Source organism: Xanthobacter dioxanivorans, assembly GCF_016807805.1.
Classification (GTDB): domain Bacteria; phylum Pseudomonadota; class Alphaproteobacteria; order Rhizobiales; family Xanthobacteraceae; genus Xanthobacter; species Xanthobacter dioxanivorans.
The window spans coordinates 2453117-2478024 of record NZ_CP063362.1; the positions used below are offsets into that span (position 1 = coordinate 2453117).

The window sequence follows — 24908 nt, forward strand, 5'->3', positions numbered from 1 at the left end:
GGCTTCCGTTGACCCCTGCCTATCGCCATTGCCGGCCACATGCTAGAGCACGCCCGCCCCTTCCGCGCGCCGGGGGATTCCGCGCGCGGGGAGATCACCGTGCCGCGCCGCCGGCGGCGCGGTCGGCGTCTGCGGCGCGCGATGGCCCGCGATGGCCCGCGATGGCCCGCGGTGGACAAGGGCATTGAAGCGAGGGGCGATGTCGGCTTCTCTGCGCGCTGGTTTTCGCTCACCATCCAGAGACGGGTTCTTCGCCTCACGCCATGCCTCCTTCCCCGCCTCCCGGCGCGCCGCCGCCGCTGCCCACCGCCCTCGCCAGGCTGCTCCAGGACGGCTACCAGCATCAGCTGCGCGAGCAGTATGAAGAGGCCGCGCGGCTCTATCGCAAGATCCTGAAGGTGGTTCCGGACCACGCGGACGTGCTGCACCTGCTGGGCATCGTGCGGGCGCGCCAGGGCCGCGAGCCCGAGGCCGTCGAGCTCTACCGGAAGGCGCTGGCGCGCCGGCCCGGCGATGCCAAGGCCTGGTACAACCTCGCCCTGGCTCATGGCGCGCTGGAGCAGAAGGACGCGTGCGTCGTCGCCATGGAGCGCGCCTTCGCCCTCGATCCCACGCTGCCTTTGGCCGCCAACGTCCTTTTCCCCGCCCGGCGCGGCGCCTGGAACTGGCGCGACCACGCCGCGCTTTTGGCCGCCGTGCGCCGGTCGGCCATGGGGGAGGGGGCGCCCGTCCTGCCTTTCCTCGCCCTCTATCTCGACGAGCCCGGGCTGCATCTGTCCGCGGCGCGCCGCATGGTGGCCGCCGAAAAGATGCCGAGGCAGCCGCTCGCCTTCGATCATTCCGCGCGGCGCGCGGCCTCGGGCCCGATCCGCCTCGCCTATCTCTCCGCCGATTTCCGCAACCACGCCACCACGCATCTCATCAGCCGGCTCTTCGCCCGCCATGACCGCAGCCGGTTCGAGGTGACCGCCGTCTCCATCGGCCCGGACGACGGCTCCGCGCACCGGCGCGCGGTGGAAGGGGCGGTGGACCGCTTCCTCGACTTGGAGAAGGCGGGTGCCGAGGACATCGCCCGCGAGGTGGCGGCGCTCGGCGTCGACATCCTCGTGGACCTGATGGGCCACACCATGGGCGAGCGCATGGCCGTGTTCGCCCACCGCCCGGCGCCGGTCCAGGTGGGCTATCTCGGCTATCCCTCCACCAGCGGCGCGCCGTTCTTCGACTACGTGATCGCCGATCCCGGGGTGCTGCCCTTCTCCGAGGCGCCGTTCTTCAGCGAGAAGATCGTGCACCTGCCGGACACCTACCAGCCGAACGATCCCGATCTGCCGGTCGGCCCGCGCCCGAGCCGTGCCGACGCGGGGCTGCCGGAGGACGGGTTCGTGTTCTGCGCCTTCAACGGCGCCGCCAAGCTCGATCCCGACACCTTCTCGGCCCACATGCGCATCCTGTCCGCCGTGCCGGGCTCGGTGCTGTGGATGCTGGAGGGTCGCAAGGACGGCCCCGACAACCTGCGGCGGGAGGCGGCGGCGCGGGGCATCGACCCGGCCCGTCTCGTCTTCGCGGGGATGGCGCCGCTCGCCGACCATCTGGCGCGGGTGGTGCTGGCCGACCTGTTCCTCGACACCTTCCCCTACACCGCCCACACCACCGCCAGCGACGCGCTGCGCATGGGCGTTCCCATCGTGACGCGCGCCGGGCGCTCCTTCGCCTCCCGCGTGGCCGCGAGCCTGATGGCGCAGATGGACTGCGCCGACCTCGTCACCACCGATCCGGCCGCGTTCGAGGCGCGCGCCATAGGGCTCGCCCGCGATCCGGCGGCGCTGGCGGCGGCGCGGGCGCGCATCGCCGCGGCGCGGGCCACCTCGCCCTTGTTCGACATCGACCGCTATGCCCGCCATCTGGAGCGGGCGTTCGAGGCCATGGCCGGCCGCTTCCGCGCCGGCCTGCCGCCGGAGGCCTTCGCCGTCGAGCCGTTGCCGCGCGCCTGAGCGGGACGCCGGCTTTGGCTCTGCGCGATCTTCGCTTGGGTCAGGGCGTGCGCCTGCCGGTGGTGTCCGGCGCCGGGCTGGCGGGCTCCGGCCGGGCGCCGGCGTCCCCCCGGGCTCGGGCCTTGTCGGCGAGGAGGGCGTATTCGAGCCGCAGGCGTTCCAGCGCCTCCTCGTCGAGGTCCTCCAGGTCGAGCAGCACCTCGCGTGGCCCGTCGAGGCGGGCGATCAGCTCGTCGAGCTTGATCTGCAGCGCCGCGGTGTCGCGGTTCTGGCTGTTCTGGATGAGGAAGACCATCAGGAAGGTGACGATGGTGGTGGAGGTGTTGATGATGAGCTGCCAGGTGTCGTTGAAGCCGAACAGCGGCCCGGTCAGTCCCCACGCCACGATCACGCCCATGGCGCCGACGAAGGTGGCGGGCTTGCCCGCATAGCGGGACACCTGCTGGGACAGGCGGGTGAACAGCGGGCGCGGTGCCCGTCCCTGTTCCACCTGCGCCCTCAGCTCCTTGATCGGCGTTGCCTGTGGCGCCCGCATCGCATCGCCTCCGCTGGCGGGGGCTGGCTCGGCTCCCATCCGCTCGCATCGGGAACGATCGGCCGCGCCCGCGGTTCCCGCCCGTGGCAAGGCTCGCGCTTCGGCGGCCTCATGCGCGACGGAGAAGTCCCATGTCGGTGCAGATGATCCTTCTTCCCCTGTTCGTGCACGTGGCGCTGGTGCTCGCCGTGCTGCTGCGGGGCATCCGCGCGCCGGAGGTGACGGCGGAGGGCGTGCGCGCGGGCCTCGCCGCGCTGCTGTTCTACGCGCTCACCACCCTCACCTTCTTCACCCGCAAGGCCGACGTGCTGTTCGTGGTCCTCGCCTGGGTCTTCGTCCTGCTGCGGCTGGCCGCCGCCTTCCCGCACCTCCTGTCGGCACGGGCGCGCGGGCATTTCAGCCTGGACCTCGCGAGCCTCGCGGTGCTCGCCGCCATGTGGGCGCTGTTCGCCCTCTCCATCCTCCTCAACATCTGAGCGCCCGGCCCCGGCCAGCGTGACGGTTGACAGGAGGGGCGGGGCGGCCGAGGAGTGGCGCTTTGCGCCTCAGGGGTTCCTATGGACGATCCCGCCCGCCACATCCTGCCCGTCGGCGGCCACAGCATTCTTTTCGTGATGGCCACCAGCCAGGAATACGGCCCGCACCTCAAGTCCCGCATCGACCCCCTCATCACCGGCGTCGGCCCGGTGGAGGCGGCGGTGGAGACGGCGCGGGCGCTCGCCATCCTCGCCCATCGCGGGCAGCTGCCGCAGCTCGTCTTCACCCTCGGCTCGGCCGGCTCGCGCCGGCTGGACCATGCGCAAGTGTACCAGGTGGCGCGCGTCGCCTATCGCGACATGGACGCCTCCGCGCTGGGCTTCGAGAAGGGCCGCACCCCCTTCCTCGACGAGCCGGCGGTCATTGAGCTGCCCCACCGCATCAAGGGGGTGCCGGAGGCCTCGCTCTCCACCGGCGGCGCCATCATCTCGGGCGCGGCCTATGATGCCATCGCCGAGGACATGGTGGACATGGAGAGCTTCGCCGTGCTGCGCGCCGCGCGGCGCCATCACCTGCCCCTCATGGGCCTGCGCGGCATCAGCGACGGCAAGGCCGAGCTCGCCCGCTACGAGGACTGGACGGAATATCTCCACGTGATCGACGAAAAGCTCGCTGCCGCCCTCGACGTGTTCGCCCGCCAGCTCGAAGGGGAGGGGCTCGCCGCCCCGGCGGAGCGCCCATGACCCCCGCCGCCCGGATTTCCGCCGCCATCGAGGTGCTCGCCGACATCGCCGCCCGCCGCCGCCCGGCGGGGGATGCACTGAAGGACTGGGGCCTCGGCCACCGCTTCGCCGGCTCAGGCGACCGCGCCGCCATCGCCGGGCTGGTCTACGACACCCTGCGCCGGCGCGCATCGGCGGCCCATGTGATGGGCTCGGAGGAGCCGCGCGCGCTGGTGCTCGGCATGCTCGCCCTCATGCGCGGCCTCGACCTGGCCGCCATCTCGGCCCTCGCCGACGGCGGCCGCTTCGCCCCCGCCCCGCTCACCGACGCCGAGCGCGCGTGCCTCGCCGATCCGGACCTGCGCGGGGCGCCGCCGTTCGTGCGCGGCGACTATCCCCAGTGGCTGCACGCCTCGCTGCGCCACGTCTTCGGCGAGGACGCGGTGGCCGAGGGCGCGGCGCTGGCGGCCCGCGCACCCCTCGACCTTCGGGTCAACACCCTGAAGGGGGAACCGGAGGCGGTGCGCGCGGCGCTGGCCCATCTCAACCCGAGCCCGGCCGCTTCTCGCCGCTGGCCTTGCGCATCCACCTGGATTCCGAGGGCAAGGCGCCGCCGGTCACCGCCGAGCCGGCCTTCCTGAGGGGCGAGGTGGAGGTGCAGGACGAGGCCTCGCAGCTCGCCGCCATCCTCGCCCGGCCGTTGCCGGGCACGCAGGTGCTGGACCTGTGCGCCGGGGCCGGGGGCAAGACCCTGGAATTCGCCGCCCTCATGGACAACAAGGGCCAGCTCTACGCCCACGATTCCGACATCCGCCGGCTGAAGCCCATGCATGAGCGCCTCGCCCGTGCCGGCGTGCGCAACGTGCAGGTGAGGAGCCCGCGCGGCGCCGAGGACGTGCTGCACGACCTCGAAGGGCATATGGATCTCGTGCTCGTGGATGCGCCGTGCACCGGCACCGGCACCTGGCGGCGCAACCCCGACGCCAAGTGGCGGGTGCGCCCCGGCGCGCTCGCCCAGCGCACGTCGGAGCAGTCGAAGATCCTGGAGGAGGCGGCCCGCTACGTGCGGCCGGGCGGGCGGCTCGCTTATGTCACCTGCTCGCTGCTCGACGAGGAGAACGGCGCGCAGGTGCGCGCGCTGCTGTCCAAGCGCCCGGACTTCGCCATCGTGCCGCCGAACGAGACGGTGCTGGCCCTGGGCCCGCAGGGCGCGGCGCTGGCCGGTGCGGCGCTGACGACCCGCGAGGGGCTGACCATGACCCCCCGCCGGACCGGAACCGACGGCTTCTTCGTGAGCGTGCTGCGCCGGGCGGGCTGAGGCTCAGCGCGGCACCCGCCGGGTGCTCTCCCGCAGCGCCACCTCGAAGCCGACCGCATGCAGGGTGCCCGCGGGCGCCTTGCCCTCGATGCGGTCGAGGAGGATCTGCGCCGCACGCCGGCCGATCTCCTGGCGCGGAATGTCCACGGTGGTGAGCGACGGGATGAGGTGGCGGGCGAAGTCGAAGCCCCCGAAGCCGGCGACGGCGATGTCCTCCGGCACCCTCAGCCCCTTGCGCTGGAACGCGAGGAGCGCGCCGGCGGCGAGCACGTCGTTGAGGAAGACCACTGCCTCCGGCCGGTCGCCGCGGGCCATGATCTCCTCGGCGATCGCCGCGCCTGACCCCATGCTGGTCACATCGCCGGCCGCGAGAATATCCGGGATGGGCAGGCCGGCTGCGGCCATGCCGGCTTCATATCCCCTGGCGCGCATGAGGGCGCGGTGGTCGCGGGTGGCGGTGCCGACGAAGGCGATGCGCCGGTAGCCCTCCGCCACCAGCGCCTGCGTCATCGCCTGCATGGCGTCGAAGTTGGAGAGGCTCACCAGGCTGTCGATGGGGGTGGCGGTCGCGTCCCAGGTCTCGACCACGGGGACGCCGGACTTCTCCAGCATGTCACGGGTGGCGCGGGTGTGGGACACGCCGACGATGACGAAGCCGTCCGGCCGCCGGCGCAGCAGGGCTTCGATCACCCGCTCCTCCTCGGCCGGCACGTAGTTGGTCTCGGCCATGATCATCTGCACCGAACGCTCGCGGCAGACGTCCGACACGCCCTTGACGCTGTCGGAGAAGATGGAGCTCGCCACCGTCGGCAGGATGAGGGCGATGGTGCCGCTGCGCTGCGAGGCGAGGCTGGAGGCAACGAGATTGTAGATGTAGCCGGTCTCGCGGATGGCGGCTTCCACCTTGGCCCTGAGGTCCTTGTTCACCAGCTCCGGCTGGCGCAGCACGCGGGAGACGGTCATGGCCGAGACACCCGCCACCTGCGCCACGTCTTCCATGGTGGCGCCGCCGCCCCGTCCCGTCCGCCGCTGCCGCATGATCCCCCTCGTCCGCGATTCCCCAGAAGATATGGCGTTCCGGCCGCTTGACAAAGGGAATGTGTTAGCGCTATCAAGTTAGCGCTAACATTATAATCCGAACAATCAACACATGCAGGGACGGAACATGCGCGACGCCAGGCCCAGGGAGGTTCTGTCGACGGACGTTCTGGTGGTCGGGGGCGGCGCCGCCGGCCTTGCCGCCGCCATCGCCGCCGCCCGCCGGGGCCGCTCCGTGCTGCTGCTCGAGCGCTACGGCTTCTCGGGCGGCGCCGCCGTGGCGGGCCTCTCCGGCACCATCTGCGGCCTCTACACCGCCTCGGAGCGGCGCAACGCCGGGCCCGAGCAGGTGGTGCACGGCTTCGTCGACGAGTTCCTCGCCGTGATGGAGGCCAAGGGCGGCCTCACCGATCCCGTCCAGTACGGCAGGACCTTCGTGCGCGTGCACGACCCGCTGGTCTGGCGCGAGGCCTCCGACCACCTGCTTTCCGCCGAGGGCCGCGTGCGCGTGCTCTACCACGCCACGGTCACCGGCGTGATCGCCGAGGGGGATCACGTGGCGGGGGTGGAGGTGTTCACCAAGCAGGGGCCGATCGAGGTCCGCGCGAAGCTGACCGTGGACGCCTCCGGCGACGCCGACGTGGCCGCCATGGCGGGCCGGGCCCTCACCAAGGGGAAGGATGGCGCCATCCAGAACCCCACCATGATCTTCCGCGTGCTCGGCGTGGACATGCCCCGCTTCCTGGCCGCCCACGGGCCGGATTCCATTCTCGGCGAGCGCGTGTCGCATCTCATCTCCGATCTGAACGCATCGGGCGCCTACACGCTGCCGCGCGCCAAGATCTTCCTCTTTCCCACGCCGCGCCCCGGCGAGCTGCTGTGCAACGCCACCCGCATCGTCGGCCGCGACGGCCGCGAGCTGGACGCCACCCGCGCCGCCGACCTCAGCGAGGCGGAGATCGAGGGGCGCCTGCAGGTGCGCGAATATGCCCGCTTCATCCGCGACCATATCGAGGGCTGCGAGGCGTCGTTCGTGAACGACACCGGCGTGCAGGTGGGCATCCGCCAGAGCTGGCAGATTGTCGGCCGCGAGCGCCTCGCCAATGATGATGTCACCTCCGCCCGCAAGCGGCCGGACGGCATTTGCCGCTCGCCCTGGCCCATCGAGCTGCATTCGGGCGAGAAGCCGAAGCTCCACTGGATCCTCGACGACTATTACGAGGTGCCGCTCGGCTGCTTCCTGCCGGCCACGGGCACCGGCCTTCTCATGGCCGGGCGCTGCCTCTCCGCCGAGCACGAGGCCATGGCCTCGGCCCGCGTCACCGCCCAGTGCTTCGGCTACGGGCAGGCGGTGGGCCTCGTCGCCGACCATCTGTGCGACGACCCCACGGCTGCCGCGCCCTCCGGCGCCGACATCCGCGCCGCCCTCAACGCCCTCGGCGCCCAGCTCACCTGACGCGAGACCCCCACATGTCCGAGCCCAAATCACCCGCCACCGGGCCAGCCGCGACCCCCCGCCTGCGCAGCAATTTCGAGCCGGGGACCACCCGCTGGGCCGTGCGCCGCGCCCAGTGGCTCGCCATGGGCTACAGCGAGGCGGACCTGCTGAAGCCGAAGATCGCCATCGTCAACAGCTCCAGCAAGCTGTCGGTCTGCTACGCCCATCTCGACGATGTGTGCCGCGTGGTGGAGGCGGCGATCCGCGAGGCCGGGGGCTGCCCTTCGAGATCCGCACGGTGGCGCCGTCCGACTTCGTCACCAGCGCCGGGCGGCAGGCGCGCTACCTCATGCCCAGCCGCGACCTGCTGGTGAACGACGTGGAAGTGCAGGTGGAGGGCGCCGAGCTCGACGGCATGGTGCTGCTCGCCTCCTGCGACAAGACCACGCCGGGCCAGCTCATGGCGGCGGCGCGCCTCAACATCCCCTCCATCGTGGTGCCGTGCGGCTACCAGCTCGGCGGCCATTGCGCCGGCAAGGAGGTGGACATCGAGGAGGTCTACAAGAGCGTCGGCGCGCTGAAGTCCGGCGCCATCTCCCTGGCCGACCTCACCGCCATGACCTGCAGCGCCATCACCGGGCCCGGCGTGTGCGCGGGCCTCGCCACCGCCAACACCATGCACGTCCTCGCCGAGGCGCTGGGCATGGCCCTGCCGCGCAGCGCCCCCATCCGCGCCGGCTCGCAGGCGCTGATGGCCAATGCCGCCCGCTCCGGCGCCGCCATCGTCGACCTCGTCAACCGCGACCTGCGCCCGCGCGACATCCTCACCCCCGCCGCCTTCCGCAACGCCTTGCGCGTCGCCGTGGCCACCGGATGCTCGGTGAACTGCGTGCGGCACCTGGCGGCGGTGGCCTCCGAGGCGGAGATGGATTTCGACGTGGTGGCGGAACTGGAGGCGGTGGCCGATATCCCCCAGCTCACCACCGTGCGCCCCAACGGCCCGCACCGCATCGAGGACCTCGATGCCGCCGGCGGCTGCCGGGGGGTGATGCGGGAGCTGGCCGGGGTGCTCGACACCTCGGTGGTGACGGTCTCGGGCCGTCCCCTCGCCGAGCTCCTCGCCGAGGCGCCGGAGCCGGACCGGCGCTTCATCCGCCCGCTGGCCGATCCCTTCCGCGCCGAGCCGGGCCTCGCCATCCTGCGCGGCAGCCTCGCCCCCGATGGCGCGGTGGTGAAGATCTCGGCGGTGCCGGCGCACGTGCGCCGCTTCTCCGGCCGCGCCCGGGTGTTCGAGGATGAGAACACCGCCATCAAGGCGCTGGAGACCCATTCCATCGCCGCCGGCGACGTGGTGGTGCTGCGCGGCCTCGGCCCCCGCGGCGGCCCGGGCACGGTGTTCGCGGCCAGCTTCATGGCTGCCCTGGTGGGCGCCGGCCTCGGCGGCGGCGTGGCGGTGGTGACCGACGGGGAACTGTCCGGGCTCAACAGCGGCATCACCATCGGCCAGGTCATGCCCGAGGCCGCCGAGGGCGGTCCGCTCGCCCTCGTCGCCAGCGGCGACATGATCGTCATCGACATCACGACGCGTCGGGTGGACCTCGACGTGTCGGAGGCGGAGCTGGCCGCCCGCCGGACCGTCTGGAAGGCACCGGACCACAGCAAGGTCAGGGGCTGGCTCGGCCAGTATGCGGCGCTGGTCCAGCCTCTGTCGAAGGGTGCGGTGCTCAGGCCGCCGGGGGCCTGAGGCCGATCGCGTGTCGCAAAAATCGAAAGAAACGGGGAGGGAGGAATGCGGAAAAGCCTGATGGCAACGGCACTTGCCGTACTGGTCGCGACGACGGCGCGGGCAGAGAGCGTGAAGGTGGGCGTGCTCAACGACCAGTCCGGCGTTCAGTCGGACTTCGCCGGGCCGGGCTCGGTGATCGCCGCGAAGATGGCCATCGCCGACTTCGGCGGCAAGGTCGCGGGCATGCCCATCGAGCTCATCGCCGCCGATCACCAGAACAAGGCCGACGTCGGCGTGAACATCGCCCGACAGTGGTTCGACACCGATGGTGTCGACGCGGTGCTGGACGTGCCCAATTCCGCCGTGGCGCTGGGGGTGAGCTCCATCGCCCGGCAGAAGAACAAGGCGCTCATCATCTCCGGCGGCGGCACCTCCGACCTCACCGGCAAGGACTGTTCGCCCAACACCGTGCACTGGACCTACGACACCTGGGCCCAGGCCAATACCGTGGGCAACGCGGTGACCAAGTCCGGCGCCAACACCTGGTACTTCATCACGGTGGACTACGCCTTCGGCCATGCGCTGGAGCGCGATGCCTCCGAGGCCATCAAGTCGGCCGGCGGCAAGGTGCTGGGCACGGTGAAGCATCCGCTCGGCACTTCCGACCTGTCCTCCTTCCTGCTGCAGGGCCAGGCCTCCGGCGCCAAGGTGATCGGCCTCGGCAGCGCCGGCGCCGACACCATCAACGCGGTGAAGCAGGCGGCCGAGTTTGGCATCGTCAAGGGTGGGCAGAAGCTCGTCGCCATGCTCATGGTGCTCAACGACATCAGCGCCCTGGGTCTGGAAACCGCCCAGGGGCTGCTGCTGTCGGAGGCGTTCTACTGGGACCTCAACGACAGCACCCGCGCCTTCGCCAGGCGCTTCGCCGAACAGAACGGCGGGCGCTATCCCAACATGGTGCATGCGGGCGTCTATGCCGGGCTGCTGCACTATCTGAAGGCGGTGGAGAAGGTCGGCAGCGCCAAGGACGGGACCAAGGTGGTGGAGGCCATGAAGGCCATTCCCACCGACGACGCCCTGTTCGGCAAAGGCGCGGTGCGCAAGGACGGGCGGGCCATCCACGACATGTACCTGTTCGAGGTGAAGGCGCCGTCCGAATCGAAGGGGGCGTACGACTACTACAAGCTCATCGCCACCGTGCCCGCGGCCCAGGCCTTCCGCCCGCTCGAGGCGAGCAATTGTCTGCTGGTGAAGTAGCCGTCGCCGTCATCGGCGCTGTCGGCGCCGCGTGAGACACCGCCGCCCGGCCTTGATCCGACGGGCGGCGGCGTGCTTTCGCGCCCGCCGGGCCGGGCCGCCCTTTCCATGGATGATCGGTCCAGCACGTGGACTGGTTGAGCCGGGGGCACCGGCGCCCCGGTCTCCGGCGGTTGACAAGCAGGGTCGGACGTCGCTCATTAGCGGCCCGGGCTGAACCGGTTGCCTGTGGCGCGGGCCCGTCGCGCCGGCACGCCATTCCAGCCGGGATAACCAATAAGGTCCAGCTTCTGGACCACCGCTCGGAAGCGCTGCCGGAACGCAAGTTCCCGGAGGGTGAACATGACGTTGGGCCGTCGCGGCCGGCCTGTGGCCGCCTCGCTCCCGAAGGCCATCGGTTTCGCCAGGGTTCAGCTCTTCGATCGCCCGCAGCAACGCCTTTCCGCAGCGTCAGTTCACACCCTCCGCCTGGCGCCGCCGACGTGTCCCGCTTCCGGCTGTGCCCTCGGGACGCGCCCATCGTGACCATAGACCAGCCTCGCCTCCATCCCTCCCTCGCCCCTGACGAAAGTGCCTCCGGCGCTCCTCCCTCGTGGCTCGGCCGCCTCGTCGCGGCGCTCGATGCGGGCCTCGGCGGGTGCGTGGAGCTGGCGGTGGCGCTGCTCGTCGCCGCGGAGGTGGTGATCCTGTTCGCCGGCGTGGTGGCGCGCTTCGTCGTGCACCGGCCCCTCGTCTGGTCCGACGAACTCGCCTCCCTGCTCTTCCTGTGGCTGGCCATGCTCGGCGCGGTGGTCGCCTTCCGCCGCAACGAGCACATGCGCATGACCGCGCTCGTCGCCGGGGCGCCGTCCCCCGCGGGCCTTCCTCGACGTGGTGGCCACCGGCGCGGCCCTGGCCTTCCTCGTCTTCCTCATCCCGTCCGCCCTCGACTATGCGTATGACGAGATCTTCATCACCACACCGGCGCTGGAGATCCCGAACATCTGGCGCGCGGCGGCCTTGCCGGTGGGCCTTTGCCTGATGATCGCGTTCGGGCTGCTGCGTCTCGCGCGCGGCGGCAGCGCGCGCACCGCCCTGGCTGCGCTGGCGACGGTCGCGGCTGTCTGCGTCGCCTTCTGGCTGGCGGAGCCGCTGTTCCGGCAGCTCGGCAACTACAACCTGCTGATCTTCTTCGTCGGCATCGTCGCGGTCTGCGTGCTCGCGGGCATCCCCATCGCCGTCGCCTTCGGCCTCGCCATCTTCGGCTACCTGGCGCTCACCACCCGCACGCCGCTGACGGTGCTGGTCGGGCGCATGGACGAGGGCATGAGTCACATCATCCTGCTGGCCGTGCCGCTGTTCGTCTTCCTCGGCCTGCTCATCGAGATGACGGGCATGGCGAAGGCCATGGTGGCGTTTCTGGCGAGCCTGCTCGGCCATGTGCGCGGCGGCCTGCATTACGTGCTCATCGGCGCCATGTACCTGGTCTCCGGCATCTCCGGGGCGAAGGCGGCGGACATGGCGGCGGTGGCCCCGGTGCTGTTTCCCGAGATGAAGGCGCGCGGCGCCAAGCCCGGCGACCTCGTGGCGCTGCTCGCTGCCACCGGAGCGCAGACCGAGACCATTCCGCCGAGCCTGGTGCTCATCACCATCGGCTCGGTGACGGGCGTGTCCATCGCCGCTTTGTTCACCGGCGGCCTGTTGCCCAGCGCGGTGCTGGCGCTCACGCTGGGCTTCGTGGTGTGGCACCGCTATCGCGGGGAGGATCTCAGCCAGGTGCGCCGGGCACCCGGGGCGGAGATCCGGCGCACCCTGCTCATCGCCCTGCCGGCCCTCGCGCTGCCCTTCGTCATCCGCGCCGCCGTGGTGGAAGGGGTGGCCACCGCCACCGAGGTCTCCACCATCGGCATCGTCTATTCGGTGCTGGCGGGCCTCTTGGTCTACCGCCAGTTCGACTGGCGCCGTCTCAAGCCCATGCTGGTGGACACGGCGTGCCTGTCGGGGGCGATCCTGCTGATCATCGGCACTGCCACCGGCATGGCGTGGGGGCTCACCCAGTCCGGCTTCTCCCATGCCCTCGCCGAGGCCATGAAGGGCCTGCCGGGCGGGGCGGTGACCTTCATGGCGGTGTCCATCGTCGCCTTCGTGGTGCTGGGCTCGGTGCTGGAGGGCATCCCGGCCATCGTGCTGTTCGGGCCGCTGCTGTTTCCCATCGCGCGGGCGGTGGGCATCCATGAGGTGCACTACGCCATGGTGGTAATCCTCGCCATGGGCATCGGCCTGTTCGCGCCGCCGTTCGGCGTGGGCTACTACGCCGCCTGCGTCATCGGCCGGGTGGAGCCGGCGGAGGGCATGCGGCCGATCCTCGCCTACATGCTGGCGCTGCTCCTCGGCACCATCGTGGTCGCCGCCGTGCCGTGGATCTCCGTCGGCTTCCTGCGCTGAGCCTCAGCCGAGAAGCGATCCGACCGCCGCGCGCCATGCCGAAAGGCGCCGGGCGCGGGCCTCGTCCGGCATGGCCGGGGTGAAGCGGCGGTCGAGCCGCCATTGAGCGGCAAAAGCGTCCGGCGGGGGGAAGAAGCCGGACGTCAGTCCGGCGAGATAGGCCGCGCCGAGAACGGTGGTTTCCTTCTCCGCCGGCCGGTCCACCGGGGCGCCGAGGAGGTCGGCGAGGCGCTGCATGGTGAAGTCGGACGCCACCATGCCGCCATCCACCCGCAGCACCGTGTCATTGTCGTCGCCGGGCCAGTCGGCGCGCATGGCGTCGATGAGGTCGCAGGTCTGGAAGCACACGCTTTCCAGCGCCGCCCGCGCCAGTTCCGCGGGGCCGGTGGCGCGGGTGAGACCGAACAGGGCGCCGCGCACGTCCGGCCGCCAGTAGGGCGCGCCGAGCCCGACGAAGGCCGGCACCAGGATCACGTCCTGTCCCGCGTCCGCCGCCGATGCGAGGGGGTCGCAGTCCCGGGCATGAGCGATGATCTTCAGGCCGTCGCGCAGCCACTGTACCGCCGCCCCGGCGACGAAGATGGAACCTTCCAGCGCATAGGTGCGCCGTCCGTCGATCTGGTAGGCGATGGTGGTCAGGAGCCGGTTGTTCGAGGCGACCGGCGTCGCGCCCGTATTGAGCAGGGCAAAGCAGCCGGTGCCGTAGGTGGACTTGACCATGCCGGGCGCGAAGCACGCCTGCCCGACCATGGCCGCCTGCTGGTCGCCGGCGATGCCGCGCACCGGGACCGCCGCGCCGAACACGGCCGGATCGGTCGTTCCGAACGCGGCGGCGCAGTCCCGGACCTCGGGCAGCAAGGCGCGCGGCACGCTGAACAGGGCGAGCAGGTCGTCGTCCCAGGCGCCCGCGTGGATGTCGAACAGCATGGTGCGCGAGGCATTGGTGGCGTCGGTGGCGTGGACGCGCCCGCCGGTGAGGCGGAACAGCAGGAACGAATCCACCGTGCCGAAGGCGAGTTCCCCCGCTCTGCACGCTTTCTGGCACCGGGAACGGCGTCGAGGATGTGGGCGATCTTGGTGGCGGAGAAATACGGGTCGATGACGAGGCCGGTGCGGGCGCGCACCAGCGTCCCGTGGCCCTCCGCCTCCAGCCGCGCGCACAGGTCGGCCGTGCGCCGGTCCTGCCAGACGATGGCGCGGTGGATGGCGCGGCCGGTGGCCCGCTCCCACACCAGCGTCGTCTCGCGCTGGTTGGTGATACCGATGGCGGCGATGTCGGACGCCCCCGCGCCGGTCTTGTCCAGCACCGCGCGGCAGCATCTGAGCACGGTGCCGAAGATGTCTTCCGCCTCCTGCTCCACCTGGCCCGAGGCGGGGAAGTGTTGCGGCAGCTCCTCCTGCGCGAGCGCCGCGACGGACCCGTCCGGGCGCACCAGCAAGGCGCGGGACGAGGTGGTGCCCTGGTCGATGGCGAGGATGTAGGCGGCCAATGGGTCCTCCCGGGGGATTTTTGGTCTCACCGGCGCGTGCGCCGGGCCTGCATGTAGGCCGCGAGGGCGGCGGCCTCCGGCGGCGACGTGCGCAGGCCGAGCTTCGAACGGCGCCACAGCACGTCGTCGGCGGTCGCGGCCCATTCGTGGTCCATGAGATGGTCCACCTCCCGCGTGCACAGATGCGCGCCGAACCAGTCGCCGAGATCGTCCTCGTCCCTCACCCCGTCGAGCAGGCGGAAGGCGGAGGTGCCGTAGGCGCGGGCCAGCCGGCGCAGCAAGGCCGGGTCGAGGACGGGAAAGCGCGCGCGCAGCGCCCGCACCAGATCCTCGAAGCCCTGCCGCGGAAAGTCTCCGCCGGGCAGCGGCGCGGTGGCGGTGAAGGCCGGACCCAGGGGCGGCAGATGCGGGGCGAGGCGGTGGAGGGCGGCCTCGGCGAGGCGCCGGTAGGTGGTGATCTTGCCGCCAAAGACGGAAAGGAGCGGCGCGGCGCCGTCGTCCGGGGCGTCGAGCTCAAGCACGTAGTCGCGCGTCGCCGCCTGCGCGTTGCCGGCGCCGTCGTCGAACAGGGCGCGCACGCCGGAATAGGTCCACACCACCTGCGCGGGGGTGATGGCAGCGGCGAAATACTCGCTTGCCGCCGCGCACAGATAGGCGATCTCCTCCGGGCTCGCCGCCACGTCCTCGGGCCGGCCGTGATAGTCCCGGTCGGTGGTGCCGATGAGGGTGAACTCGCCCTCGTAGGGAATGGCAAAGACGATGCGTCCGTCGGCATTCTGGAAGATGTAGCAGCGATCGTGCGCGTAGAGGCGCGGCACCACGATGTGGCTGCCCTGCACCAGGCGCAGATGCGCCGGCGTCTTCACCTTCAGGGCGTCCAGCACATCGCCCGCCCAGGGGCCGGCGGCATCCACCAGCACGCGGGCGGAGACGCGCTCATGCCGGCCGTCCGTCGCGGTGTCGATCTCCCACAGGCCCCCTCGCGACGGGCGCCGGCGACGCGGGTGCGCGGGCGGATGGAGGCGCCGCGCTCCGCCGCATCACGGGCGTTCAGCACCACCAGTCGGGAATCCTCCACCCAGCAGTCGGAATATTCGAAGCCGTGCGTGAGGTCCGGACGCAGTGCCGCGCCGGCCGCGTCGCGGGTGAGATCGAGACTGCGGGTGGGCGGCAGCAGGCGTCGGCCGCCGAGGTGGTCGTAGATGAACAGGCCGAGGCGCAGCAGCCAGGCAGGCCTCAGGCCCGGATGTTGCGGCAGCACGAAGCGCAGCGGCCAGACGATGTGTGGGGCGATGCCCCACAGCACCTCGCGCTCCGCGAGCGCTTCGCGCACCAGGCGGAACTCGTAATATTCGAGATAGCGCAGCCCGCCGTGGATCAGCTTGGTGGAGGCGGAGGAGGTTCCCGACGCAAGGTCCGCCTTCTCGAACAGCACCACCGACAGGCCGCGGCCTGCGGCATCGCGGGCGATGCCGCAGCCGTTGATGCCGCCGCCGACGATGGCGAGGTCGAAGATCCGCGCGGTGTCGTCCACTTCGGCCTCCCTGCGGCGCGCCGGAATCACTGCGCCGCCGAAAGACGACGATGGCTTGCCCTGCGGCAACGTCAACGGCGGCGACGCCCGGCCTCAGGCGGAGCGCGCCTCATCGGTTTCCAGGAGGCCGCGTTCGGCCAGCGCCTCGCGCACCATCTTCTTGGTGATCTTGCCGTAGGCGCTCCTGGGCAGCGCGTCCCAGAAATGGATGCGCCGCGGCAGCTTGTAGCGGGCGACCTTGCCGTCGAGGAACTGGATCAGCTCCTCCTCGGTGACGGATGCGCCCTCCCGCAGCACGCAGACGGCGACGCCCACCTCGCCCCACATGCGGTCCGGCACGCCGAGGATGGCCACCTCGGCGACGGCGGGATGGGTCAGCATCTTCTCCTCCACCTCGCGCGGATAGACGTTGGAGCCGCCGGAAATGTACATGTCCGAGGCGCGCCCGGTGATGTAGACGAAGCCCTCCGCGTCCATGTGGCCGAGGTCGCCGGTGCGGAACCAGCCGTCGCGGAACGACTTCGCGTTGGCCTCCGGGTTGTCGTAGTAGCCGGCGAAGACGGCGGGCCCGCACACGCAGATCTCGCCGGTCTCGAGGGGGGCGACCTCCCGGCCTTCCGCGTCCTGGATCTGGACCTGCATGCCGGTGCGCTCGAATCCGCAGGTGCCGAGCTTCACGCTTGGCCCGTCCTCGGGATCGTGCAGGGCGGGCGGCAGGACGGTGATGTTGCCGGTGACCTCGCCGAGGCCGAAATACTGCACCAGGACCTTGCCCAGAGCCTTGAGCGCCCGCTTCTGATCCTCCCTGTACATGGGGGCGCCGGCATAGATGACGTAGCGCAGCGATGAATGGTCGTACTGGTTCACCGCCGGGTGCTCGGCCAGCAGCTTGGTGATGGTGGGCACGGTGAACATGTTGGTGACGCGCCATTCCTCCACCAGCCGCCAGGCCTCTCCCGCGTCGAACCGCTCGGAGGGCATGAGGATGGTCTTCACCGCGCGCGCCACCTGCGCCAGCTGGTGCACGCCGGCCCCGTGGGACAGAGGTGCCACCACCAGGGAGGCGTCGGCCTGCGTGGTGCCGGGCATCAGGTCGCACAGGTGGTTGGTCACCACGAACGCCATCTGGCCGTGGGTGAGCACCGCCGCCTTCGGTCTTCCGGTGGTGCCGGAGGTGAAGAAGAACCAGCACGGGTCGTCGTGCTCCACGTCCGCCACCGGCGCCTTTCGGCCCAGCCAGCCGGAGACGAGGCCGTCATAGTCGGGGCCGAAATCCGCCTCGCCAATGGCGATGACCGTCTCCACCGACGGCGTCGCCTCGCGCACGGCGGCGACATGCTCGGGAAAGTCGCGATGGCAGATCATCGCGGTGGCTCCGGAGGCGGAGGCGAGATAGGCGACCTCCCCCGGCGTCTGGCGGAAATTGGTGGGCACCCATACCGCCCCGAGGCGGAAGGCGGCGAACATGCTCTCGAACATTTCAAGGCAGTTCTTCGACTGCACGAGGATGCGGTCGCCCTTGCCGATCCCGCGCTCGGCCAGCGCCGCCGCCATGGCGTCCACCCGCGCGTCCATCTGCGCCCAGGTGGTGGTGCGCGGCCCGTCCACGAAGCCGATGTGCGTGGGGAAGCGGCGCGCCGCCTGACGCAGGAAATGGGAGAGGTTCATCACCCGCCGGCTGGAGCGGGCGACCCCGCCTTCGGGGGATGCCGGGGAGGGCAGGGAGGGGGAGGGCAGGTCGACGGACATGGTCACTCCGGGCAGAGGCGCCGGCACGCTGGCGCGGCGATGGCATGGGAGACGGGCATCAGGGATCGGCCTTCGCGACGGCGCGGCCGGCGGGGTGGACGGGAGCCGGGCGTTCCGGCGACGCACGGCGGCCGAGGGCAGCTTCCAGGGCTTCGGCCTCCCGCTTCAGCAGCGGCACCAGCTCCCGCTGCCGGTCGGCCGAAAGACGGCTCTCGATGGCGGCGAGGGAGAGCGCCCCGGCGGGGCGGCCGTCCGGCCCCCGTACGACGACGCCGATGCCCCAGGAGCCGGCCACGTACAGGCCCGGATTGAGCGCATAGCCGCGGGCACGGGTGACGGCCACCGCCTCCCGCAGCATCGGCGCGGTATGGCCGGGATAATGGCTGGCGAGTGCCTCGGCGTTGGCGGCGAGGCTGCGCTCGATCTCCGCGTCGGGCAGCGCGGCGAGAATGGCGAGGCCCCCGGCGCCGATGCCCAGCGGGTGCCGGTCGCCGGCCTGCAAGGCGTGGGTGCGGATGGGATAGGTGCCCTCCTCGCGGTGGAGGCACACGGAAAGGGTGCCGCGCGGCACCGAGAGAAAGACGGAATCGCCGGTGGCGCGGGCGATGCGCGACAGGCGTTCGAGGGCGAGGGCGTGGATGCCGTAGCGCGAGCCGGCCAGCGTGCCGAGCAGGTAGGCCTCGGGCCCCACATGATAGCGGCGGGTCGTCTCGTCCTGATCGAGGAGGCCGGTGCGCACGAGGGCGAGCAGCACCCGCCGCACCGTGGGCTTGGGCAGGGCCGATTGCGCCACGAGGTCGGCGAGCCGGGCGCCGTCCGGCGCGGCGCGGCCCACCAGCAGGAGAAGCGCGACGGCGCGCTCGATGCTCTGCGTTCCCCCGCCGGCGGCTTCGGCGGTGGCCCCGGCGACTGTCCGGGGTCGAATGCCGGCCCGGGCATGCGGGGGCATTGGTGGCCGTCCCACGCGCTCTCCCATGATCCAGTATGTGGACCTAGCTCTTGATTTCGTTGAGATCGCCGCAGCGCAGCGTCTGCCATGACCTTACCCCCCTTGCGAAAATCCCACAAGCGGGCCAGCATGGGCGCCGGGAAAAGAGGTCCATATATTGGACCCGCGTGAGGAAACAGGTCCGAATGGACCGCACAAGGAGGAGCCGTGAGCATGTCGCTGACCCGTCGCACCCTTTTGCAGGCGAGCGCCGCCGGCGCGCTGGCGGGAGGCGTGTTCGCTCCCTTCGTCGCGCGGGCGCAGAGCGCCGAGTTCTCCTACAAGTACGCCAACAACCTGCCCATCACGCACCCCATGAACGTGCGCGCCAACGAGATGGCGGACAAGATCAAGGCCGAGACGGGCGGCAAGGTGGAGATCAAGATCTTCCCCTCCAGCCAGCTCGGCGGCGACACCGACATGCTGAGCCAGCTGCGCTCGGGCGGGATCGAGTTCTTCACCCTCTCCCCGCTCATTCTCTCCACCCTGGTGCCCAACGCCTCGGTGAGCGGCATCGGCTTCGCCTTCCCGGACTATGCGACCGTGTGGAAGGCCATGGACGGCGAGCTCGGCGCCTATGTGCGCGGGCAGATCTCCAAGGCCGGCATCGTCGCCATGGACAAGATCTGGGACAACGGCTTCCGCCAGATCACCACCTCCACCAAGCCGATCGAGACCGCGGCCGACCTCAAGGGGCTGAAGATCCGCGTGCCGGTGTCGCCTTTGTGGACCTCCATGTTCAAGGCGTTCGATAGCGCGCCGGCGAGCCTCAACTTCGCCGAGGTCTATACCGCGCTGCAGACCCGCACCGTGGACGCGCAGGAGAATCCGCTCGCCATCATCGCCACGGCGAAGCTCTACGAGGTGCAGAAATACTGCTCCCTCACCAACCACATGTGGGACGGCTTCTGGTTCCTCGCCAACCGCCGGGCGTTCGAGCGCCTGCCGGAGGACCTGCGGGCCGTCGTGGCGAAGAACATCAACGAGGCCGGCCTGAAGCAGCGCGAGGACGTGTTCGCCCTCAACAACACGCTGCGCAAGGAACTGGGCGAGAAGGGCCTCGCCTTCAACGAGCCCAAGGTCGACAGCTTCCGCGACCAGCTGCGCAAGGCGGGCTTCTACGCCGAATGGAAGGGCAAGTACGGCGACGAGGCCTGGGCCATCCTCGAGAAATACACCGGCAAGCTGTCCTGAGCGAGGGATCGCTGCCGCTTCTCGCGCACGCGACGGCCAGCGGACGCGCAACCTTGCGCGTTCGGCATTGCGAAGACCCTTCGGGCCGCCCTGTTGTCCGGACACGCGCCGGCGTGGCCGGGGCCGGGGGGCCCGGGCGCCGTGCACGGCACGGGTGGATGCGCCGGCCGCGCCGGGGTATGACCTTCAAAAAATGCATCCGCGTCCACGCCTCGAGGGAGCGCTGCGCGCTCGAAATACCGTAACGGAAACGCTGCCATGGCCACCGCCGAAGACACGCTCGCCCTCGCCGCCGCCGGCCAAGGCGCGCGCGCGGGCTCGCGCTTCATGCGGCCGGTGGAAGCCGTCGCCGCCCTGCTGCTGCTGGTGGTGGTGAGCCTGCTGCTCGCCGGGGCGCTGTCGCGCTACATCTTCGCCTTCCCCATCATCTGGGGCGACGAGGTGGCGTCCATCTGCTTCATCTGGCTCGCCATGCTGGGCTCGGTCATCGCCATCGACCGCAACGAGCATCTGCGCCTCACCTTGTTCCTGAAGGCGTTGCCGCCCCGGGCGGAGCGGTTCGTCGAGACCTTCGCCCTGCTGCTGGTCGCCGCCTTCCTCCTCGCCATCGCCTATCCCGCCTACGATTATGCGGTGGAGGAGAGCTTCATCACCCTGCCCGCCCTGGGCATTCCCGGCAGCCTGCGCGCCGCGGCCCTGCCGGTGGGCATCTGCGCCATGGCGGCGCTGGCGGTGGCCCATGCGGTGCGGCGCTCGAGCGTGCGCGACCTCGCCATCTGCCTTGGTTTCATCGCCGCGGTGCTCGCGGCCCTGTGGCTCGCGAGCCCCATGCTGGCGAAGGCCGGAAATGGCGCTATCGTGTTGTTCCTGGTGGGTTTTGTGGTGGCGGCGCTGGCCGCCGGGGTGCCCATCGCCTTCTGCTTCGGCATCGGCACGGTCTGCTATCTCGCCTTCGCCACCCATGTGCCGCTGATGGTGATGATCGGCCGCATGGACGAGGGCATGAGCAGCCTCATTCTCCTGTCCGTTCCAGTGTTCGTGCTGCTCGGCTGTATCCTCGACCATACCGGGATGGGCAAGGCGATCGTCGACTTCCTGGCCTCCCTGCTCGGCCATGTGAAGGCGGGCATGTCCTACGTGCTTCTGGGATCTTTGTTCGTCGTTTCAGGCATTTCCGGGTCCAAGGTCTCGGACATGGCCACCGTTGCTCCGGCCCTGTTCCCGGAGATGAAGCGGCGCGGGCACCAGCCGAAGGAGATGATCGCGCTGCTGGCCACCGGCGCCGCCATGGCGGACACGGTACCTCCCTCCATCGTGTTGATCGTGCTGGGTTCCGTGGCGGGGGTGTCGATCGCGGCGCTGTTCACCTCCGGCTTCATCGTCGCCATGGTGCTGCTGGCGGTGCTGGCCGCGCTCGCCCGCATCAAGGCACGCGACGAGGACATGACGGGGGTGCGTCGTCCCAGTGTCGGTGTCGTGTGGCGGACCCTGCTCGTGGCCGCGCCGGCGCTGGTTCTGCCGTTCCTGATCCGCAGCGCGGTGTCGGGTGGTGTCGCCACCACCACCGAGGTGTCGACCATCGCCGTCGTCTACGCCCTGTTCGTGGGCATGGTGCTCTATGGCGGCATCTCGCGGCGCACCTTCTATTCCATGCTGGTGGAGACGGCGGCCCTCACCGGGGCGATCCTGGTCATCCTGGCCTGCGCGGTGGCCATGGCCTGGGCCATCACCCAGGCCGGCATCGCCAGCGCGCTGGCCGCCTTCATGGCCGGGCTGCCGGGCGGGTGGATCGGCTTCCTGGCCGTGAGCATCGTGGTGTTCCTGGTGCTGGGCTGCATCCTGGAAGGCCTGCCCGCCATCGTGCTCATGGCGCCGCTCATGTACCCCATCGCCCGGCAGCTCGGCATCAATGACGTGCACTATTCCATGGTCATCGTCACCGCCATGAACATCGGGCTGATGACGCCGCCCATCGGCATCGGCTTCTACCTCGCCTGCAAGATCGGCAACGTCTCGCCGGACGCCGCCATCGGCGCCATCTGGCCGTATCTGGTGGCCCTGTTCGTGGGGCTGATCGTGGTGGCGGCGGTGCCGTGGATCTCCATCGGCATGCTTTAGGGATCAGCCCGTCAGCCCCACCACCACCCCCTCGTTGGGCCTCAGGTCGATGGTCTGGCCCACCGCCTCCTCCCGGCGGTCGCAGAAGGTGGAGAGCCGCACGCGGCCCTTCGCCGCCGCCTCGGGAAAGGCCGCGCTCAACGGCTCGCCCCCGAGGTTCAGCGCCACCAGGAAGGTCTCGCCGTCGCCCTGCCGGAGATAGGCGAGGAGGTCGCCGGCGGCGGCCAGCGGCAGCCACGATCCGGTGCTCAGCGCCGGATGGGCCCGGCGCAGCGCCAGAAGCGCCCGCGTCAGCGCCAGCATGGAGCCGGGCTCGTGCTGCTCGGCCCGCACGTTGAGCTCGGTATAGTCGTCCGCCAGCGGCAGCCACGGCTCCACGGTGGAGAAGCCGGCGAAGGGGCCGCCATCCCATTGCATGGGCGTGCGCGCCCCGTCGCGGCCGAGGCCGAGGCCCGGCACGTTCTTCTCGAACGGGTCCTGCACCCGCTCCGGGGGATCGCCACCTGGGTCATGCCGATCTCGTCGCCGTAATAGAGGGTGGGCGTGCCGCGCAGGGTGAGCAGCAGCATGGCGGCGACGCGCGCCTGGTCCGGCCCGAGGCGGCCGGCGACGCGCGGGCGGTCGTGGTTGGAGAGCACCCAGTTGGGCCAGCCCCCCTCGGGAATGACCGCCTCGTAGGCGGCGATCAGCGGCCCGAGCTCGCCTGCGGTCCAGGGTGCGGCCAGCAGGGTGAAGTTGAACGGCAGATGCACGCCCTTGCCGTCCTCGCCGTAATAGGCGGCGATGCGGTGGAGCGGCAGGTAGGCCTCGCCGATGAGCACGCGCCCGGGATACGAATCGGCGAGGGCGCGGAAGCCCTTGATCACCTCCATCACTTCCGGCCGGTCGCCGGTATAAAGCTGGGTGAGGCGGGCATGGGGGTTCATGCCTTCGCGGAAATCCGGGTTCAGCGGGTTGTCGCGGAAGGCGTCGTCCTTGATCACATGCCAGAGCGCGTCGATGCGGAAGCCATCCACCCCGCGATCGAGCCAGAAGCGCAGCACGCCGTGCATGGCCGCGACCACGTCCGGGTTGCGCCAGTTGAGGTCCGGCTGCGCCTTCAGGAAGGCATGGTAGTAATATTGCCCGCTCGCCGCATCCAATTCCCAGGCGCTGCCGCCGAATTCGGAGAGCCAGTTGTTGGGCGGCCCGCCGTCCGGGCCGGGATCGCGCCAGATGTACCAGTCGCGCTTCGCGCTGCCGCGGCCGGCGCGCGCGTCCACGAACCACGGGTGCTGATCCGAGGTGTGGTTGGGCACGAAATCCAGGATGATCCTCAGCCCGCGCGCATGGGCGCCGGCCACCAGCGCGTCGAAATCGGCCAGCGTGCCGAACAGCGGATGGATGGCGGTGTGGTCGGCCACGTCATAGCCGAAGTCCGCCATGGGCGAGGGATAGAGGGGCGAGATCCAGATGGCGTCGATGCCGAGATCCGCGAGATAATCGAGGCGGGAGAGGATGCCGGACAGGTCGCCCACGCCGTCGCCGTCGGTGTCCTGGAAGGAGCGGGGATAGATCTGGTAGACCACGCCGGATTGCCACCAGAGCGGCCCGGTCGTTTGCGTCGCCGTTCCGTTGGCCATGCGCGTTCCTCCCCTTCGCCGGCGCGTGCGCGCCGGCTTCGGTTGAAGAAGTGCCAGGGGCTTGGTTCGGTTTCATGACGGGGGTGCCCCTTGTGCGCCCCGAGGGCGCGCGGCGGGCCGTCTTTCACCATCGTCATGGCCGCGCTTGTCCCGGCCATCCACGCGGCTGGGCCGGGAGCGGCTTTGCGGAACAGTGCCCCGGCGGCCGGGCATGACGGGTGCTTGAGGGCATGACGGGGGTCGGGGGAACCGAGGGCCCCGGTTCAGGACCCGGTCGCCGGAAGGGGGCCGAAGCCGTCCCCCGCCGTCTCACGCCGCCGCGCGGCAGCGCTCCAGCGCCCAGCGCACCAGCTTGCGCACGTCGGGATCGGGATCGTCGAAGGCGGCTTCCAGCGCGCCCACGGCTGAGGGATCGGCGATCTCGCCCAGGGCGGCGGCGGCCTCCTTGCGCACGTTGCTGAGGTCATGGCCGAGGGCATCGGCCACCACCGGCACCGCCGCGCGGGCCTTGAGCTTGCCCAGCGCGTTCACCGCCTTGGCCTGCACCTGCCAGGCATCGTCGTTGGCGGCGCGCATCAGCGGGTCCACCGCCTCCGGCAGCTTGGCCTTGCCGATGGAGAAGGCGGCTTCCTCGCGCACCTGCCAGTGGGCGTCCTTGAGCCCGGCGATGAGGGCCGGCACCCCGGCGGTGCCGCTCTTCACGAACACCAGCGCGGCCATCACCGCCCGGCGCACCGCCGCTTCCGGGTCGGTGGCGGCGAGCAGCAGCGCCGGCAGGGCCGCGTCGGCCTTCAGATAGCCGAGCACGCCGAGGGCCTCGCGGCGCACGGCGATCTCCGGATCGGTGAGGGCGGCCAGCGCCACCGGCATGGCGGCGGGGTCCTGCATGTCGCGCAGGGCGCGCAAGGCGGCGGTGCGTACGAAGGCGCTTTGCGGGCCGGTGTTTTCCTGCGCCCGCGCGATCAGGCGCGGGGCGGAGGCCGGCTCCTTCTTGTCGGCGAGGCTCTCGGCGGCGGCGAGGCGCACCGCCTCCGCCGCATCGTCCAGCGCGTCGATGAGGCCGAGGGCGGCGGGCAGGCCGGCATGCTCGTCCAGCGCCTTGGCGGCGGCCTCGCGCACATCGGCATCCGTGTCCTTCAGGCCGACCAGCAGCAGGTCCACCGCGCCGGGGTCCACGCTCTCGGCGAGGCCCAGCATGGCCACCCGGCGGATGCCGGCATCGGGGTCACGGGCGCGCTCGGCCACGGCGTCGAAATCGTCGTCGAAGTCGTCGAAGATGGGCATGGC

The 24908-nt window shown here is 71.0% G+C and carries 14 protein-coding genes and 5 pseudogenes; 11 read left to right on the forward strand and 8 right to left on the reverse strand.

The genetic code is table 11. The features are described from left to right. Positions 1-263: 263 nt before the first annotated feature. The gene (locus EZH22_RS11620) at positions 264-1991 is read left to right on the forward strand and encodes an O-linked N-acetylglucosamine transferase, SPINDLY family protein (RefSeq protein WP_203195772.1); all 1728 of its coding nucleotides are present in this window, start codon (positions 264-266) and stop codon (positions 1989-1991) included. 40 nt (positions 1992-2031) lie between these two features. Here EZH22_RS11620 and EZH22_RS11625 read toward each other — a convergent pair whose 3' ends face one another. After that, positions 2032-2526, reverse strand: a complete 495-nt coding sequence (locus EZH22_RS11625) for a low affinity iron permease family protein (RefSeq protein ID WP_203195773.1) — start codon at positions 2524-2526, stop codon at positions 2032-2034. Positions 2527-2657: 131 nt separating this feature from the next. Here EZH22_RS11625 and EZH22_RS11630 point away from each other — a divergent pair, with 131 nt between their 5' ends. The 3 genes and pseudogenes from EZH22_RS11630 (at position 2658) to EZH22_RS11640 (ending at position 5043) form a co-directional block, all read left to right on the forward strand. Further along, entirely contained in the window at positions 2658-3002 is a 345-nt protein-coding gene (locus tag EZH22_RS11630) for a hypothetical protein (RefSeq protein WP_203195774.1), read from the forward strand. Positions 3003-3083: 81 nt separating this feature from the next. Beyond that, complete coding sequence (locus tag EZH22_RS11635) at positions 3084-3746, forward strand: 5'-methylthioadenosine/S-adenosylhomocysteine nucleosidase (RefSeq protein WP_203195775.1); 663 nt, start codon at positions 3084-3086, stop codon at positions 3744-3746. After that, a pseudogene (locus tag EZH22_RS11640) lies at positions 3743-5043 on the forward strand (RsmB/NOP family class I SAM-dependent RNA methyltransferase). The gene EZH22_RS11635 and the pseudogene EZH22_RS11640 overlap by 4 nt, the downstream one beginning before the upstream one ends. A 3-nt stretch (positions 5044-5046) precedes the next feature. Here the strand turns inward: EZH22_RS11640 and EZH22_RS11645 are convergent. Then, entirely contained in the window at positions 5047-6081 is a 1035-nt protein-coding gene (locus tag EZH22_RS11645) for a LacI family DNA-binding transcriptional regulator (protein ID WP_203195776.1), read from the reverse strand. Between the two features lie 127 nt (positions 6082-6208). On the opposite strand from EZH22_RS11645, the gene EZH22_RS11650 reads away from it, so the two are divergent. The 5 genes and pseudogenes from EZH22_RS11650 (at position 6209) to EZH22_RS11665 (ending at position 12926) form a co-directional block, all read left to right on the forward strand. Beyond that, complete coding sequence (locus EZH22_RS11650) at positions 6209-7537, forward strand: FAD-dependent oxidoreductase (RefSeq protein ID WP_203195777.1); 1329 nt, start codon at positions 6209-6211, stop codon at positions 7535-7537. 14 nt (positions 7538-7551) lie between these two features. Continuing rightward, the gene (locus EZH22_RS31740; RefSeq protein ID WP_231711429.1) at positions 7552-7893 is read left to right on the forward strand and encodes a dihydroxy-acid dehydratase; all 342 of its coding nucleotides are present in this window, start codon (positions 7552-7554) and stop codon (positions 7891-7893) included. After that, on the forward strand, positions 7818-9263 hold the full coding sequence (locus tag EZH22_RS11655) for a dihydroxy-acid dehydratase domain-containing protein (RefSeq protein ID WP_231711430.1): 1446 nt from the start codon (positions 7818-7820) through the stop codon (positions 9261-9263). The genes EZH22_RS31740 and EZH22_RS11655 overlap by 76 nt, the downstream gene beginning before the upstream one ends. 60 nt (positions 9264-9323) lie before the next feature. After that, positions 9324-10502, forward strand: a complete 1179-nt coding sequence (locus EZH22_RS11660; RefSeq protein WP_231711431.1) for an ABC transporter substrate-binding protein — start codon at positions 9324-9326, stop codon at positions 10500-10502. Between the two features lie 641 nt (positions 10503-11143). Beyond that, positions 11144-12926 (forward strand): annotated as a pseudogene (locus tag EZH22_RS11665) (TRAP transporter large permease). Between the two features lie 3 nt (positions 12927-12929). On the opposite strand, the pseudogene glpK reads toward EZH22_RS11665, so the two are convergent. From glpK to EZH22_RS11685, 4 genes and pseudogenes are all read right to left on the reverse strand, one after another. After that, positions 12930-14416 (reverse strand): annotated as a pseudogene (gene glpK / locus EZH22_RS11670) (glycerol kinase GlpK). Between the two features lie 26 nt (positions 14417-14442). Beyond that, positions 14443-15950: pseudogene (glpD, locus tag EZH22_RS11675) on the reverse strand (glycerol-3-phosphate dehydrogenase). Positions 15951-16043: 93 nt separating this feature from the next. Then, positions 16044-17699: an acyl-CoA synthetase gene (locus EZH22_RS11680; RefSeq protein ID WP_203195779.1), complete on the reverse strand. Its 1656-nt coding sequence runs from the start codon at positions 17697-17699 to the stop codon at positions 16044-16046. 58 nt (positions 17700-17757) lie between these two features. Next, a complete protein-coding gene (locus tag EZH22_RS11685; RefSeq protein ID WP_203195780.1) occupies positions 17758-18648 on the reverse strand; it encodes an IclR family transcriptional regulator in 891 nt (296 codons plus the stop codon). Between the two features lie 213 nt (positions 18649-18861). On the opposite strand from EZH22_RS11685, the gene EZH22_RS11690 reads away from it, so the two are divergent. Continuing rightward, positions 18862-19881 (forward strand): TRAP transporter substrate-binding protein, encoded by a 1020-nt coding sequence (locus EZH22_RS11690; RefSeq protein WP_203195781.1) that lies wholly within the window; start codon positions 18862-18864, stop codon positions 19879-19881. A 258-nt stretch (positions 19882-20139) separates the two neighbouring features. Next, positions 20140-21999, forward strand: a complete 1860-nt coding sequence (locus EZH22_RS11695; protein ID WP_203195782.1) for a TRAP transporter large permease — start codon at positions 20140-20142, stop codon at positions 21997-21999. A 3-nt stretch (positions 22000-22002) separates the two neighbouring features. Here EZH22_RS11695 and EZH22_RS11700 read toward each other — a convergent pair. Further along, positions 22003-23621, reverse strand: a pseudogene (locus EZH22_RS11700) (alpha-amylase family glycosyl hydrolase). Between the two features lie 309 nt (positions 23622-23930). Then, complete coding sequence (locus tag EZH22_RS11705; RefSeq protein WP_203195783.1) at positions 23931-24905, reverse strand: HEAT repeat domain-containing protein; 975 nt, start codon at positions 24903-24905, stop codon at positions 23931-23933. Between the last annotated feature and the right edge of the window lie 3 nt (positions 24906-24908).